Raw genomic sequence first — 16,060 nt, forward strand, 5'->3', positions numbered from 1 at the left:
TGTTGATTTTACTCGGAACTTCCCTATATTAGTAAATATTATTGGACTATCAGTTTTTTAAATATTAAAGGAGAACCACAACAGAGTTCTCCTTTCAATTTGCCGTTCATAGCTAACCTTCCAGATTGAAAAGTTCCTCTAAAACAAACTCAACTCCACATCATCAAAAGTCCGTCCGCCATGCTGCAAGACCTCTCTAATCATTTCACCTTGTTTCTGCTGGCTCAATTCCAACTTCCAGTAAACAGGAAAACGCCGGCTGACGTCCAGTTTAATCAATTCAGGCGGAGCCAACACTATCCACTGGAACCGCAAAATATCGGCAATCGAGAAAATCGGATCCAAAATATGGGCAGAAACCGCTTGGCCAAACGGATTATCGGTAATTAAAACCGACCAGTTGTTGTTGTGTTCCTGCCGTTTAAACGTCATGATCATCATCATAATCATCGTTCTAGCTGCCAGCAGCTGACCGCCGCTCCCCTTGGCTTCCACCTTTGAACCTTTATTTAACGTCTCCCAATCGGTGTAATGGTGCTTCCTCGGTTTTTCATATAAAAACGCATTGGTCGTCTGAGGCTTATAAATCGCCAGTTTCGGATAACGATTCCGAAGCGAAACCAGCACCAACTGATTATCATCGATATATTTCCTCAAGGTACTTTCAGGAATATTTTCAATCGATTCATCACTTTCTAGCAGCTGCTCGATAGTTTTAGTAAAATGCTCTCGCAGTAAGCGGCGATATTCTTCTTCATCAGCGGTTTCAATTTCTTTTAAACGCTCGATTTCCACAAGCGGGAAGGTGTATCCTTCCTTGTTCTTGATTTTCATCCTTTTAACCATGTCTTTTAATGATTGAAAAATTCGAATCACTCGGTAGACGGCCCGGTCCACCCAAATTTCCTGGGCATTCTCGGCTTTTTGTTTGTCATCCTTCAACTTCAGCAACTCGTTTTGGATAAACTCCATGACACTTAAAACAATATTTATCCCCGAACGAATGGAATCACTTTCTAGCTGTGGAAGGAGGTGTTGAAGGCTGCTCTTTAGAGGTCCATCAATTCTCTCATCCTGAAGGACCTGGCTCAGATCTTTCAATCGCTCTTTAAAACCTTTATGATATTGGGTTTGACGATTGGTTAATTCATTATTTTGGCCGATCCATTTTTGAATTAGTTTTTCCGGTTCCTGCTTAATGGGGTCTTTATATCCGTCCGGGATTTCTCCAACATGCTTGAAATTAAGGACATGGGTTTTTAAAATATCCTGTTGTTTTTCCAATTGCTGCTTACGCCAAATTAAGTCTTTTATAATCTTTTGCTGGTCATATAGATCTTGCTTAATCTTTGTCAGCTCTTCTTCGATTTCTTGCTCTTTATCTTCAAGGTTCACTTCCGCCCAAGGGTCAGAACTGCGGTGGTGGTTCCTCAGGATTTGTTGTTCTAGCTTCAACTTATTATTCCGTTTTTCAATAATCTGTCCGCCAAGAAGGTCGGCCTTTCTCCTTACAGATACTAACTTATCAAGGAGCTGTTTCAATTCCACCTGTTTCCCTTTAAGTCTTTCCTTAAAAATCTCCCTTGGCTCTAATGGAATAGCTTTGTCCATCCATGCCGGCTCAAGCTCTTCTAAAGCAGTCTTTTTCTGTTGCTGATCCATGAATTGATATTCTCTTTTCGCTTTCTCCGCTGCCAATTCACTATTCGCATTATGAATTTTTTGCTGAAGAGATTGCCAGCTCTTTACCATCGGACCAACTTCATAAAAGATGGAACGCCTTAACAGTGGTGTCTCTTCTTCATTCATATGGAGAGCCTCGCTTTTTGGAAACTCGATATCAGGAAGAATCTCTTTTAAAAAGCCTGTTTGCATCTCCGAATGCATTTTCCAATGTTCAAATGTCTTTCTCCAGTTAGCAAGACGTCCTTCTCTCTCTTGTTTATCCTGATCTAAAGTACCTATACGTTTAACAAGTACCGCTTCTTTTGTCTGAGCCTCCGATTTCAAGTCACTATATTCTTGAAACTGCTTATAAGCCGCTATCCAAGACTCCATCTCGTTTAATTTCCTCAGGCCAATTTGCCGGTCTTGGTCATTTTGCTTCATCTTTTTCACAAGCTCTTTAAGGGTCGAGTCTATCGAAACTAATTCTTGTTCTAAAAGCTTCTTCTGACCTTCGAGATCCGTCAAATGCCCGTTGAGATCTTCCTCTTTCTGAAGGATTTCCTGATAAGTGGTAACGGAAAGAACTTTTACCGTCTCCACCAGCTGACCAACATCCTCTTGCCTGGACCTTACCTTCTCTAAATCACGGGTAAAACCAGCTGTCAGGGCAGACAGATTTTCCTTCCACCGGTTCCATTGATCGGGTTGAAACGCCATCGAAATTCCTTGTTCCCGAATAATCTCAAACGGTAGGGAGAATGCCTGATTCATCCTTTCTCGTATAAAAATCGGTACAGGAGAATGAAGCAATAACGTTTGTAAACTAACTTGATTAATGTTCTTTTCCCAATCCTGCTGATGAACCACAATTCCATAGGCCAATAACGGATAGCGTTCCATAACTAAGGATTGTTCTTCCCCACTCAACTCCTGAAGCAGCTGAGTCCCATACATGGTCGGAATGCCTTCATCCGCCAGCAGGTCGGCAATTTTCTTAACATCATGGTTGGCCACCCAATATTCCCCATTCACCAAAGATGTATCCAATTGGTGATACCAGTACTCTTTTTGGATATGGTCATATTGGGACCGCAATTTTTCTGCTTCCTGTTTCAACTGCTCGGAAATGTCCAGCCAATCATCAGCAGAAAAGGCTTGAAATTCCTGGTCAGATAAAAAGTAGCGGCACCAATTTTTATGAAAGGAATGTTCCGCCTTGATTCGTGCTTCTTTTTTCTGTTTTATTTTATGCAAGTCAGCTTTTTTCCCGCTAATAAGGGCCTCAATTGTTCCTAATTGATGTTTTGCCTGCCCCTGCTTTTGCTGCAGCAAAGTCGTTTCCGCTTGCATGTCTTCTAAAGCCGCCACAAGCTCCTGCATTTCTTTCGAAAGTTTACGCTGGACACTATCCGGGTCACGGTTAACATCCCGCCCGTATTTCTGCTCCATCCCTATCGCCTTTTGGTTATGGGCCTTGATAAAATTCGTATAAGTGCCCAACTTGGACCGAACACCATTTAACTCCTGTTGTTCGAGGTTCATTTGCGATTGGATTGATTTTATTTCTTTTACGAGCCTCGCTTCTAACGAATGGAACTTTCCCAAATCATCTCGTATTTCTAATTCAATCGTCTTCCAGTTTTCCGCAAGCTGCAACTCGATTTTTTCCATCTGAACTTTTTCTTCATTCAAATTCTGGGTTTCTTCTAAAAAATCTATCCGGGCATCAATAGCTTCCAACGCCTGAGTGGATTCAGCATAATCCTTAAGGGCGATGTCCACATTTAATCCATGTTCTTCCGTTTCAAGTACTTGTTGCTTCTCTTCCAATTCCTTGACACGCTCTTCAGCCAGTTGGATTTGACCGGAAATATCCTCATACGAACGACATTCTTTCGCATACTCCAAATTATCCTTTTGCCAAAAAAATTCAGCCTGCTGCTTTTCGGTATTCCGTTGATCCTCTTCCCACTTATTCTGGTCAAATTGATTGGTCTGCTTCTGTTCTTCCATCCCAAAATAAAGATAATTCGCCCGGTCATGATGCTCCTGCACCTCTACCTCCAAGCTTTGCCCTTCTTCTAACGTGGCTTTGATGGGCACCAGCTTTTCCTGGATCAGCTGATAAGCTTCCTCCCGTTTTAAAAGCTGCGGTAATTTTTGAGCAATAATCGAATTGTCCCGAAAAATCTTGATAAGATTTTCTTCCTGGTCCTCTTGCAAATAGGCACTAATTTCCGGAATAATCAGATGGTGAAACAATCCAAAGTTATCCAGGCCTTTTTTAAAATAATGCTCAATCCCTCCCTCATCCCGGTTAATCTCTTTCATCTGGCGCCATTCCGCTTTTTCAATGCCATAGGAAGAGAGATATTGGAAATAAGCATTTTGTTTCGAGCGGGAATAAAATTGAAACTGCTGCTTATGTTTCTTCAGCCAGTTCTCCCACTCTTCATATGTAGTGGTCAGCTTTTTCTCCTCATCGTATAAAGGAATGGTATCAATGGTCCAATCCTCTGGTTTGCGGTATTTGCTCGTATATAAAAAGTACTGGGGCTCTGTTTCAACTTCATCGTTGTCTTGGGCCGTCTTGCGTGCCGTCACGCAAATCCCGGTCACTAACCACTCAGCGGGATAGGTATCTAACCGCCATTCCAGCGCCACATGAAAGGTATAAGGATTAAACTGCTGCTTTTCATTATAAAACAGGGCATCAATATGGTTCTCCCCATTCTTTCCCCAAGTCGAAAGCGGCATCAACGCTTGAAACATCATCTGCAGCAGCATCCCTTTACCGCCGCCATTAACCAAGGTTAACAAGGCATGCTGGGGCTCTTCCTCATGGATAAAATCAAAAATCGTATTTTCATAGTGCTTTTTCATCTTGTCATACCGCACACCGGTAATCCGGACTTTTTCAATTCTAGGCATCTGTTTCACCTCCAGCCCTTAACGTCGTCAGCACAATGTCACGCATTTCTTCATAGCGCGCTTGCTGGTGATAGCCTTCTTCCAAACGTTCATATAACTCTATTCTAGGAATCACGCGCTTTTCATCCTCGATAATATAAACGAGTCCTTCGTCTCTAAGCACCCTTATGGCTGTATGGATAAGTCCAATATGTGTCCTTCTTGTAGAGGAAATTCGTTCGTCCTCGTTTTCTGTATCCGAATCGACTGCCATCGAGCCCCACAGTTCGGCCATTTCATTGACCGCCAGCCCATAGGCCTCACTGAACTTCCCTTCGGTATCCTTATTCTCCTTATCCCACTCGGCCAATAGCTGGGTCATATTTTTTTCCAGCAAATAATAAGATACACCGGCATGTTCCCAGCGAAGATTGGAGGTGGAAGGTATATCAATTTCCGCTAGAAAAACGAAAATAATCAAATTCATCAGGTAAAAATGCTTCTTCGTTTCCACTTCCCCATATCGTTTCTTAAATTGGGTATAAGAAGTGGCAAAGATCGATCCTTCCGGGCGGGCAACCAAATGAATGCGGTCGGCCGTTTGGATAATCCGTGTCCTCGATTCCTCCGCTAAAACTTTCAAGGCATCCCGAACTCCGTCCTCTTCAAAATATGGACTCATCATCGGATCATTCGTTAACACCATTTTCCGATTCAATAATTGAAAAAAGATCTTGGCCGCATCCTGCAGCTGCTGTGTTGAAATACTCAAAACATCACTTCCTTTAGGTGCCTGGCACCATTACTCCGTTATCCGCAAGACAAACGGGGAAATACTTACACCCTTCCACTGAATCATGGGCTGATTGGCGTCAATCAAAGAGGAAATGGTCTTCCCCTCTAGCTTGAAAAATCGATCCTGTCGGCGGACTAAATGAGTGAGCAGGATTAACCGTTCATCCTCATGCTCTTTCTCGGCATCCAATTCAGGAACCGCCAAAGACTCACTGTGAAACAGCATCCACAAATCGACCGTTTCCTTTTGTTCCAGCCACTTCTCCTGTAGCGACTCAGGAATATCTCGCAATCTGGAAAGATAGAACTCTCCTTTTTCCAGCAGTTCAACAAAAAGCGGCTCCCACAATCGGACTACCTTGTCCCAATCCACTTCCCGCTTATGATGCTCTACTTCTTCGGTATCCTCTTCGACAACGTCTTCTTCTTCATCTATCAGAATATCTGTTTCCTGCTCCATCCAACCCCAATCCAGCGGATAAATAAAATGAGGTTGTGGCGAAAACAAAGGTTCTAACAGCATTCCCATATCATCCGGGTGTGGAAGTCCTTCGAGCACCAGCCAATCCTGAAAATAACTCTTCTGAAACGTCACATTCTGCTGTTTCCAAAAGAGATTGGGAAATTCATAGCGGAGCTCAATTTCCAAGCGCATATTCTCCACCACATAACTTGCCAGCTGGTCATGAACCCTTCTGGTTTGTTCCAGTTTCTCGGCTATTTCATAATGCTGATTGGAAGACGAAATCCGTTGCAGCAGCTGTCGCATTTGCTGAAAGCGGGTTCGCTCTTCCTGAAATTGCTCCTTTACCTCTTGTTCACGGCCGCTCCTGAGTTCATGCTCTTGTAGAAAAATAATCTTCGGATTCCGCTTCATGCTTTCCCGATAATCCAATTCCCTGGCAATCATCCGTTTTACCCGTGCCATCAAATCATCTAACCCGGAAAGCGCCTGTTGAAAATGGCCATTTTTCACTAAGTGCTCAATATACAGCTGGTCAATCGTAATCTCCAGTTCCTGAAGGATTTCCCGGCTCATAAAAATTAATTCTTTCGCTTCATCCGAGCAGCGATACACCGTCTTGCCGCCTTTTTCCCACTGGGAGGTTTCCCGGTCTTCCACTAAATATCGAAAACGATGTTCCTTGATTTCTTGTTCCTTTTCATCAAACCACTTGGCGGTAAACGGCTGATGCAGTTCAGCTTGTCCGCTCCAAAGCAATCCGTCTACAAACCTCTGAATCAACTCATCCTGATTGTCGGGCTCCAGGTTGATCTGTAATTCGTTGATACAAGATTTCGTGATTCCTACCAAATCCTGCTTTTTTCGATCTGGATTATTTTCAATTTCGCGGTAAAATACCTCCAAGAGGACACTTAGGGCCAGCATTTGTGCATAATCCTTCAAAGCTGCAAGCTGCATGCCAGATCCCAAATTCCATATTGGGTTTAACCGCTTCATTCGTTCCCCAAAGCCTTGCCATCGCACTTTCATACTTACTCCTTTATCCGTCCAATATTATCAAGAGACAGCACTTCCTGCGGAACTCTCCGCTTCTCCTCCCAAAGCTGTTGGATCCGTTCAGCCAAGTCCGGTCGTCCATGCTGCTGAAAATCTTCCACCACCCGTTGCAAATAGGTACGATTCTCATTTTGATTCTTTTCTGTGTGGTTAGTTAAATATGTATCAAGCATTGCTTCATAAATTGATACAGCCAGACCAATGTTGGCAGAAGGATAGGTTTCTTTTAACCTCACATAAATCCCCCATCCTTCCGGATCAATATCCCCGACATAATCAATCGTTACAGCCTCCATGTTGGTGATATCATGTAAGAAATTAAAGCTTTTCTCAATCTTCTTACCTTCTCCATAAATCACCAAATCCGGTTGAATCCCCTTAATATCCTTGCCACGATTGATTAATAATCTACATGTATGATAAAAAGATTGATTCTCTACGATAAGAACGGTTTTGGCATTTCGAATGTCACCATGAGGCGCTAGCCAAAAAGCAAACGGCTCCCCATAGACTCTAGCTTTCAAATCATCCAACGTGATCTGCAATCGCTGCAACAATCCAGTACCCTCATTGGCAAGGAATTTTTCTTCCCTAAACAACTGAAACGATCGCTCTTCCCTTGTCACCCAGGTGTATTGTTCGATTTGTTTTAAAAAAGAATAGAGGATTTCGATTCGCTTCCATTCTTGAACGGTTTGCCATTCGGGATGCTGCCGGTATTTGCTTAGATTCATAAGGTTAGATACAGCCATTATTTGTGTATCACTCCACTGAGTCGCTAGGACTGCCTTTTCCAGCCACCATTCGGTATGCAAGCTAGGTCTTCTCCCGTTCAAAGGACTTTTCTTAACGGGGGTAACAATACCCTCTTCTGTTAATTCATTCATGATTTGAACAAAATAACGGTAACCGTTCTCGGCTTGATAGCGGATGGGTTCTTTTAGTTTATCTTTGATGAGGTAATTTTCTAGTTGTTGGATATGTATCTTTTTTCGTTTGGTTGGCAATTGAAGCGCTTTTAGATATTCCTGTAACCACGTCTTCATCTTATCCTTCATCCGGTTTCCACCTTTCCAACTCCTCCTACTATTTTACTAGATTTGACAAAAAGCGCCAATTGAAAAATACCAGTCCCCGATGGGCCTGGCTATTTGATATATGCTAAAACATATTAATTAACATGTAAGACTTTTTATTTTAGTTTTATTATACAGTTTATGTTAACTTTCAGGACTTCTACTAATGCAATGTAAACCTTCCTTTATTATTATTAAATTCTTTTACTTTCTTACTTTTATTTACTGTTTTTTTTTGACAAGACTTAAACGAGAAAGTCTTCAATTTTGTTGCATAAAGTTCGATATTAACTTGTGTTATATTTCCTAAAACTTATTCTAATTTCCCGTTACTTTTCTCAACCATATATTTTTCCAAACTCTTATCACAACAATAAACATAACAACCTTTCATTCCTCTTGTCATTAATGTCTTATATGTATTTCGGATTAGTTCCTCAAGTGGGTCAGTTTGACCTTTTTTTGGTTTAGCAGGTTTTGCACCTTTATCTTTAAACTCGTCCCGCCTAATAATAGTCTTTTTGGTATCTTCATTATAACCCAGGTCATTACCGATGATGACACCAACATAATCCATTTCTAGTCCTTGTACGGTATGAATACAACCTATTTGATTTGAACATTCAGGGTGAATGGCCCAATCAATTCGATTAGGGTCATTCCATGGTAAGGCAAAATTATGCTCCTCAATAATTACATCATCGGGGAGTTTTCCATTCACACTTACTTTATTCCATCCCCAAGAATAACCAGCTAAAAGTCTTCCACCACGCTTTACAACAATTTCCTTAAATAATTGTTGAGGAGTCGAAATGACTTTAAAATCAAAATCCCCTTCAAGCTTAAATGTTTCTTTTTCATTGTTGAGTATGCTATCTAACCAAGAGATATAATTTCCTGATCCTGAACAGCGGTACTGCGACTCCAGCTCAATTTTATGGATTTCGGCTCCAAATCTCGCAGCTTCTTTTTCTACTTCTTTAACACTTCCAATGTCTTTCTTAGAAATTTTTTGTAAATCATCTATAAAAAATACACTTATCCTTGATGATCTAATTATTTGTGTAACCTGATTTTCCCCTTCAATCTTTTTTTTCATATGGCCTTGCTCTTTTAATCGATGGGCTTCATCGCAAATTAGAACATCAAAATAATTTTCAGGTGCATTCACATAAGAGGCTGATCCTTTAAATAAATCCCTTACCTCCAAATGACCTGAAGATCCGATTAACTTTTTTCTAAGAACTTCTCTAAATGCTTGATTTGGAGTTATATACTCTACATATGCTTTTTTGTTTAACATATAGCCCATCAAATTTAACCCAATGACAGATTTACCTGTTCCTGGGCCGCCCTCAATAATAATCACGTGTTTTTGTTCAGTTTGTTTTCTAAATTGATTATATTTGCTTACTACCTTTTCATACGCTACTTTTTGTTCATCTAATAACACAAACTCTTCATTGCCCTTTAATAGTGAACTAACCGTTTCCACTAGTTTTTTTGATGGCCTAATTTTAGCCTTTTCGATTGCTTCAGCTATTTCCCTTCCATTACCTTTAGAAACAAGTTTACGAATATTTTTTGACAATTCCCGATCTCCAAATTGGAAATACAGCGGAGATTCTTGAAGATAGTTGCTATACCTTTTATCAAGAAGCGGCTCCCCGATACTTGCCATAATATAGTTATGTAAATAAGCACAAGAATGAAGTTGAATATTAGATGTATCACTATATAATGACTCGTTAAAATTCTGTAAATATTTCTTATAGGATGAGGCTTGGTAGGACGGATGCACTGTCTCCCGTTCCCTTCCCCCTAAAAAGGTGCTAACGATTCCATCCCCCTCAGCAGCCTTTGCTTTTTGCCATTGTTTCAATTCAATAATGACAGCATTTTTCCTTCCTTGTTCATCTTCCCCTGCCACTAGAAAATCAATTCTCTTTTCAGAAGACGGAAGTTTATACTCTAATAATACATGTGTATCATCTTTTAAATCGGCATCTCTAATTACCTTTGCCATTTGTGGAAGTGAGTTTTCCCAAGACCTTAGTTCGCTACCGGAAACTACTTTATTCATTTTTGTTAAGACATTTTCTTTTAGGACATAACCGATTTTTTTCTCATAGATATGGTGTAGAAATTTAGAAGAGGTCTCATTATAAATAATCATTTGCTTACTTCCTCTTTGGTGATAACTGGATATTTTACTGCATTTTTATTAAGCTTACTAAAGACTTCCTTTTCTAGATCAATCTCCATTTTATCGGCTAGTTGCACGAGATAAATTAATATATCCGCCATTTGTTCTCTAATATTTTGGTTTGACTCAGCGATTGCTTCTTCACTTGTCCTCCATTGAAAATTCTCAAGCAACTCACTCGCTTCCAGAGATATTGAAATAGCCAAATCCTTTTCAGTATGATATTGTTTCCAACCTCTTTCATCACGAAAGCTTAAAACTTTGTTGCGAATGGTATTCATCTTTCTCTCTCCTAAATTCAGCAATATACTTCATTATTACCTTATTTTAACACTTCTTTCCTAATTCGACACCAAAGAACAAATGCTAATCAAAAAAGCTTTCTAAGAGTTTATACTTTATTCACTATTTAGTATTAATTAATTACTTATCAAACAATAATGTAACATTTTTTAACAATTTCTTATAATTCACATCCGGTCTCATACGAGAGTTAGAAACAGTATTGCGAAATTCATACTTTTTCGAGATCTACATTGATCTAATATTTATTTATGTAATTCAGCATAACCCTGAGAATAAAACTTTGACAAATTACCACTAGGGTGGAGTTAAAAGGTAATTGGGACGTGTTTATGGAAAAATACCTACCGTAAAGAAAGGGTCTATAAAGGAAGCATCTATAATTTAATAGTAGTTGAATTTTCTCATTTTGCCTTGGCCAAGGATCCAACATGAATTTCTCACCTATTGGCCAACAATCAACATCGACTCATCTTCTGCAATTAAGTTGGTATTATTCTTGATTAATTCTTCTACATCGTGCTCATTCATGCCTAAATCAGAAAAACTTGTAGGCTCAATAGGCACTGCCTCATTGTTCCTTATGTAAAACAATTGTCTCCCTCCATCCTTTAAGAGGTGTAGCTAATTGAAATTCTTTATTACCACTCATTATTAAATCATTCCTTATTTTAGTTTTTCCAAATGATGGTCAAAATTACTTTTTCCCCGCTCTAAATTTTCTTCCCGTAAATTAAATTCCATCTTGCGTAACCGATAAGTTTCATGCGGCGGGACATCTTTTAGTTTTATATTTTCTTCATTTAAAATCATTAGCAAATCTGCTTCTGATGAGAACAAGTCAACATCTATTAAAGACCTGCCTGTATTTTTATAAGCCCGAATGGTAAACACGTATTTTTGAAATTCTCCACGTATGTAAGATGTTTGAACCTCAGCTGGTCGAAAATCAGGAAAATCATGTCCATCGGCAGTGGGATTATATGAAAATTCATAAGCATCACTTTCTCCATATTCCAATGTCAATGGCTTGTTTCCTTTTCCATTTCGCGCGATGGCAATGATAAAAAATTACGGTAAATTTAAGTAATCCGCTGAACCGCAGTCCCCATTACTGGGATTGGCCCAACCTTCGAATGGTTCATCATACGGATGGCTATGATAGGTGCCCAAACAGTTTGAAGTTGAAAATAATTGTTTAGCAGATTGAATGGCTAAATCTACCTTCGAATCCGGCATCACGGAAACATCGTCCCGTCCAGCTACGCTACCAACAGGAAATGCGTAATCACACTCCACTGACTTTTCTTTATCCATTCCAAAAATGAGCCCATGCGCTTCAGAATGAACCTTTTTTGTAGTGTGTGGAAAAAATTGTACTGCGTCTAAGATGATTGTTGATAGGACATGGTGAATAAATTCTACTGGTTTATTATTTTTACTTAAACGTGACTCCTTCTTAACTTATCTCATAAGTTACAAATTTTTTTAAAACGTTCGGTTCTTCTTCTGATACGTATACCTCTTTACATGGAACCCCAAGTAAACGATCCGCCAAGTACATAAATCGCAACTGCGGTTCACGCAAAAAGTCTTTTCCCTTTTTGACTTCGGCGAAAAAACAGGAGTGGGTATTGAAAACAAATAAATCTAGGTTTTCAATTTTGTAGCCTTGATCATATAGGGTTTTTCCCTTTTGGCTAAAAGATTCATATTTATCATTACCAACCATCATTTTAATAAGATCATTATACCGTTTGTATTTAGATGTTTTTGAAAATAAATCGAATTCATTATTAATCACATAATATCCAAGGGAACGGAAATATCTCTCTGCCATCCACTCTCCAAAACCATAACCATTCGCCACACCATTCCCCTTCCAGGCTAAAGCAAACTCTGGTACGATAGCCGGATCACGCTCTTTCCAGCGAAACAATGAATCTTTTTCCGTTGGAATCATCAGTTGCTCTATTTCAATTCGCACTGTATCTCCCCCCGCAATTTTGGATTAACTTGTCTCTCATTGGAACTCAGTTCTTAATTTTTATTTTCTCTCCCAATAGATGCATTAAGCTCTTCCATCAGCTTTAAAAATAGGTATTATTTCGACAAACCTTGAAAATATCCCTTTAATATATAGGAATAAACTCCTATAATATCTGTTAGGACTAGAATACTTTTACACTTAGAGGCTGAAATGATATGAATCACTGAAAGAAAAAGCGTTAGAATGGCTTACCCAGCAATGCGAAAGTAATGGGCTCAATGAACAAACAAAAGTCTTCATGAATGTTCCGGTTTATTTTCAGGTAACAGGATTTGCTGATGGACCTAAAATTTACATACATCCGACTGATCTCGGATTAGAATTTGGTTATGAGGCGGTTCAATGGCACGGTCACATCCCCTATCCAGGTATGATCAAGAAAAATTTAGTAGGTTGGGAAACGATGGAATCAATGAGTAGGGAAATGCAGCAACAGATATTGCTTGAACTGTTAATGAAGACCATTAACTCAAGAAAAAGACAATATCGGAAATGTCAATTTTGCGGAGAAAAGGTGGCGATTGAACATCGATTTGATCAAGATACTTGCCATGGATGCGCCACTGAACAATATGGGGTTGTCTATTAAATAAAAAGTTGGTTCAAATAAAAACTACTTTTCTATTAAAATTATTCCCTTTCACGGATATTAATTATTTAAGTTAAAATCTTTATGTATAGTAAAGACACCTGTTGTGTTTCCCTAAACAGGTGTCTTTAGTAAATTATTCGTTGTATTGAGTTCTCCATCCATTTAATTTAAGTCAATGAAAGAAAAAAAACAGAATAATACATATGGATGTAGCGTTTGCGATATCTTATGGTATACCCGAATTAAACATCCCATCAGAAAGACATATTATCAGATATTCCTCACTCACATTTTTCTTTATTTTTTTCGCAACTCTAGTATCTTCCTTACTAAATAAATCCCACCTAAACCAATGCCCCCCCATAACGGTGTGGCGATCCATGGAGTATACGATTTATTGGCCGGCCAATGTGAATTATCTATAAAGGAAATGAGCCCCGTGCTGTCATTTATCGTTGATAGGATAACAAAGCCAGTAGTAACGGCTAAGATAATGTTTTCAATTTTTTTGCTTCTCTTAGATTTTTCCATCTCTGTTATGGACGAGAGAGCTTCAATTTCAAGATGCAATTCATCCATTAAGTCCTCAATTCTTAGTACCCTGCGGAACATCTCATACAATGCCGTCTGATGAGTAATAAAACTAACTTGTTTAAAGGAACATCTTAAAATAAAGAAAACCATCTTGGATTTTAGGCTTTCCATATCCTTTTGGGCATCTTTTTTATCCTCTAAATACTCTTCCAACGTAGCCGGAAGTCTTGAGGCCAAAATAGAAAAATATTGCAAGGTATAATATTGATTCAGCACTAAGATATATAAATAAAAGTACACGTCCCTGATATTTGCTGCATGGGTCTCTTTAAAAAATGTATCGGATTCATCATTTTTCAAGTAAGCAATGTGAGCCGCACCCTCTAGCGAAACACCCCAAAAGCTGTTTTCAAATAACTGAATAATTTCATCATTGTTGTCCGGATCATATTCTGATGGGGCCGCCGCATACGTTTCCTTAAACGACCGCCTCATTCGAAATAGATAGGTAAGTAACTGCTTATTATTGTCTTGAACACTATTATAATTAGAATCCATTAATACAGAACTATATATCAAAGCATAACTTGGCAGCTTCTTTATTTCTTCAAAATAGGTATCTACGGTGACGTTACTCAAAAACTCTTGAACTAGTTGACAAAAAGAAACTTTCTCCTCATCATATGTATTCTTGCCCGTTCTCTTAAAATAACGCAACTCATCTTTATATTGGTAGATTTTCTTCAAATAATAATTACATAAAATAATATCATCAATCTCTTGACCAATCGGGTACTTGATATCGAAAACAACAAACCCAGTTTGTGTTTCAAATAGGTAAAAGTGAACACCAGAAATGGCAAACTGAAACTTTTGCCCATCAGGTGTAAATTCCATTAAATCATTATTATTTTTGGGAAGGTTAAAGGTCGCTCGTGCCTCGTGTTTTAAGGCAAATCGTGTACCAATCGCTTCATTTTTATGGATGGAATCCTTATCAATTAACCGATTAATGTGGGCAAATAAACGATGTTGATTAAAACTTTCCTCTTTCCAAATTTTTTCTGATTCGTTATTTTTCTTCTTTACAAACTCCGCATTGGTTATTTTTTCAATCGTTTCCTCATAGCTTGACTTGATGGCAAAAGGTACAATCAGGAAAGTTGATTGGGTTTCACTTTTATACCTGTACATTTTAATGCCTGCCTTTCTTTCCATTTAGTTCAGATCCAATATACCCCATCGACTTTCATTTCAAGAGCCGAGATTTCGTTGTAACAAATGATTGGCAATCCGCCGAACATATCCTACACTTCACTACTTTAGCTTCGTTTTTTCTCCTGGACCCATTCTTCTAAGTTGGCAAAAAAATCTTGATTCAGCTCATTTTTGCTGTCAGGTTTTAATAGGTTCGTAATATGCTTCACATTATTTTGCCATTCGAATTCGATAACTGGATAGGAATTCCAATCTCTATCAAATATCCCGTCACTATATATATCTGATTGGCAAGTAACAAATACGTCTTTATTTAAGGCACTCGCTATTCCTGCTTCAAGATGCAGCCAGCCGGAAGAGTATTTTTTATGTATTTTATCTTTTTGTTTTTCTCCACCTACTCGATCGCGTAAAAAGTAAGCATGGCTTCTCTCAAGACCAATCACAATCATTGCCTCACATTCTAAAACAGTGTCTGTTACTCTTCCTATGGGGTCCTTCTTTTGATATTTGCCGATCGTTACCCGAACAGGTTTAATTCCCATTTTTCTGAGTCGGTTAGAGAAAGATTCTAGGAAAAATCTTTGGAACTCTGTGTCGGGATTGACGGTACTAATGAAAACTGGGATTAAGTCTTCGTCATTTATGGTTTCATTTTCCTTGATAATTCGTTCTAAATGATTAGAAAAGTTTTTTGTATATACCTTTAAAATAGTCTGTATAGAATCAAGAATCATATCTGCAGCACTTTGCGCAGAATCTTTGGAATGGCCTGTATCATGCACTAAACCATTACGGATTTCTCTGATTAAGTTACATCTATAAATGATTTCTTGTGGAATTTTTATTTCATTATTTCCTTCTCGATTATTGAAATTTCTTAAATGTTCTATGTAGTCATTTAATACTTTAAAATCGGTTTTCTTAGCCTTTAATTCACGCATGAAATCAGCTAAAAACCCTTCTAAAAATACAGCCCCCCATACTGCCGATGCAAAATATTGCTCCGTGTTAAAGTTCATCGAACAATTTTGCAAATGATCAAAAGTAGATTCGGAAAGATACGGTTCATATTCAAAAAATTCATATCTTTTTTCTGGCATTAAACTCACCCTTAAACAAATAGTTGTTATGTACTGCAAAAAAAGTTATAGGCTAATTATAGTACAAAATGACCATTCAAAGA

General features: G+C 38.7%; 13 protein-coding genes. 1 reads left to right on the forward strand and 12 read right to left on the reverse strand.

Annotation, left to right across the window (positions count from 1 at the left end; translation table 11 throughout):
• Positions 1–138 precede the first annotated feature (138 nt).
• The 10 genes from BN2425_RS10755 to BN2425_RS10795 all read right to left on the reverse strand — a co-directional run bounded on the left by BN2425_RS10755 (position 139) and on the right by BN2425_RS10795 (position 12,467).
• Positions 139–4,599, reverse strand: a complete 4,461-nt coding sequence (locus BN2425_RS10755) for a coiled-coil domain-containing protein (RefSeq protein WP_042458828.1) — start codon at positions 4,597–4,599, stop codon at positions 139–141.
• Positions 4,592–5,350 (reverse strand): DUF6063 family protein, encoded by a 759-nt coding sequence (locus BN2425_RS10760; RefSeq protein WP_042458832.1) that lies wholly within the window; start codon positions 5,348–5,350, stop codon positions 4,592–4,594. The genes BN2425_RS10755 and BN2425_RS10760 overlap by 8 nt, the downstream gene beginning before the upstream one ends.
• Positions 5,351–5,380: 30 nt before the next feature.
• Positions 5,381–6,868, reverse strand: a complete 1,488-nt coding sequence (locus BN2425_RS10765; RefSeq protein WP_042458835.1) for a hypothetical protein — start codon at positions 6,866–6,868, stop codon at positions 5,381–5,383.
• Positions 6,869–6,870: 2 nt separating this feature from the next.
• Positions 6,871–7,953, reverse strand: coding sequence for a Wadjet anti-phage system protein JetD domain-containing protein (locus BN2425_RS10770; RefSeq protein ID WP_042458838.1), 1,083 nt, complete (start codon positions 7,951–7,953; stop codon positions 6,871–6,873).
• A gap of 331 nt (positions 7,954–8,284) precedes the next feature.
• Positions 8,285–10,147 carry a DUF2075 domain-containing protein gene (locus tag BN2425_RS10775; RefSeq protein ID WP_042458841.1) on the reverse strand — a complete coding sequence of 621 codons (1,863 nt, stop codon included), beginning with the start codon at positions 10,145–10,147 and terminating at the stop codon, positions 8,285–8,287.
• On the reverse strand, positions 10,144–10,458 hold the full coding sequence (locus tag BN2425_RS10780) for a nucleotide pyrophosphohydrolase (protein WP_042458844.1): 315 nt from the start codon (positions 10,456–10,458) through the stop codon (positions 10,144–10,146). Before BN2425_RS10780 ends, BN2425_RS10775 begins: the two co-directional genes overlap by 4 nt.
• 466 nt (positions 10,459–10,924) lie before the next feature.
• Entirely contained in the window at positions 10,925–11,074 is a 150-nt protein-coding gene (locus BN2425_RS22505) for a hypothetical protein (RefSeq protein ID WP_154663490.1), read from the reverse strand.
• A 72-nt stretch (positions 11,075–11,146) separates the two neighbouring features.
• On the reverse strand, positions 11,147–11,506 hold the full coding sequence (locus BN2425_RS10785; protein ID WP_042458848.1) for a hypothetical protein: 360 nt from the start codon (positions 11,504–11,506) through the stop codon (positions 11,147–11,149).
• 45 nt (positions 11,507–11,551) lie between these two features.
• The gene (locus BN2425_RS10790) at positions 11,552–11,797 is read right to left on the reverse strand and encodes a hypothetical protein (RefSeq protein ID WP_042458851.1); all 246 of its coding nucleotides are present in this window, start codon (positions 11,795–11,797) and stop codon (positions 11,552–11,554) included.
• A 142-nt stretch (positions 11,798–11,939) separates the two neighbouring features.
• On the reverse strand, positions 11,940–12,467 hold the full coding sequence (locus tag BN2425_RS10795; protein WP_042458853.1) for a hypothetical protein: 528 nt from the start codon (positions 12,465–12,467) through the stop codon (positions 11,940–11,942).
• 301 nt (positions 12,468–12,768) lie between these two features.
• On the opposite strand from BN2425_RS10795, the gene BN2425_RS10800 reads away from it, so the two are divergent.
• Positions 12,769–13,119 (forward strand): hypothetical protein, encoded by a 351-nt coding sequence (locus BN2425_RS10800; RefSeq protein ID WP_042458856.1) that lies wholly within the window; start codon positions 12,769–12,771, stop codon positions 13,117–13,119.
• A 300-nt stretch (positions 13,120–13,419) separates the two neighbouring features.
• Here BN2425_RS10800 and BN2425_RS10805 read toward each other — a convergent pair whose 3' ends face one another.
• Together BN2425_RS10805 and BN2425_RS10810 are read right to left on the reverse strand one after the other, a co-directional pair.
• The gene (locus tag BN2425_RS10805) at positions 13,420–14,850 is read right to left on the reverse strand and encodes a hypothetical protein (protein WP_154663491.1); all 1,431 of its coding nucleotides are present in this window, start codon (positions 14,848–14,850) and stop codon (positions 13,420–13,422) included.
• A 128-nt stretch (positions 14,851–14,978) separates the two neighbouring features.
• Positions 14,979–15,977: a hypothetical protein gene (locus BN2425_RS10810; protein ID WP_042458863.1), complete on the reverse strand. Its 999-nt coding sequence runs from the start codon at positions 15,975–15,977 to the stop codon at positions 14,979–14,981.
• Positions 15,978–16,060 lie beyond the last annotated feature (83 nt).

It is taken from the genome of Neobacillus dielmonensis (assembly GCF_000612665.1).
In the GTDB taxonomy this organism is placed as follows: domain Bacteria; phylum Bacillota; class Bacilli; order Bacillales; family Cytobacillaceae; genus Neobacillus; species Neobacillus dielmonensis.

Excerpts from the sequence above, each read along its gene's own strand:
- BN2425_RS10755 (WP_042458828.1), bottom strand. The coding sequence starts at position 4,599 with ATGCCTAGAATTGAAAAAGTCCGGATTACCGGTGTGCGGTATGACAAG.
- BN2425_RS10765 (WP_042458835.1), bottom strand. The coding sequence starts at position 6,868 with ATGAAAGTGCGATGGCAAGGCTTTGGGGAACGAATGAAGCGGTTAAAC.
- BN2425_RS10770 (WP_042458838.1), bottom strand. The coding sequence starts at position 7,953 with ATGAAGGATAAGATGAAGACGTGGTTACAGGAATATCTAAAAGCGCTT.
- BN2425_RS10810 (WP_042458863.1), bottom strand. The coding sequence starts at position 15,977 with ATGCCAGAAAAAAGATATGAATTTTTTGAATATGAACCGTATCTTTCC.
- BN2425_RS10780 (WP_042458844.1), bottom strand. The coding sequence starts at position 10,458 with ATGAATACCATTCGCAACAAAGTTTTAAGCTTTCGTGATGAAAGAGGT.
- BN2425_RS10800 (WP_042458856.1), top strand. The coding sequence starts at position 12,769 with ATGAATGTTCCGGTTTATTTTCAGGTAACAGGATTTGCTGATGGACCT.
- BN2425_RS10805 (WP_154663491.1), bottom strand. The coding sequence starts at position 14,850 with ATGTACAGGTATAAAAGTGAAACCCAATCAACTTTCCTGATTGTACCT.
- BN2425_RS10790 (WP_042458851.1), bottom strand. The coding sequence starts at position 11,797 with ATGGATAAAGAAAAGTCAGTGGAGTGTGATTACGCATTTCCTGTTGGT.
- BN2425_RS10775 (WP_042458841.1), bottom strand. The coding sequence starts at position 10,147 with ATGATTATTTATAATGAGACCTCTTCTAAATTTCTACACCATATCTAT.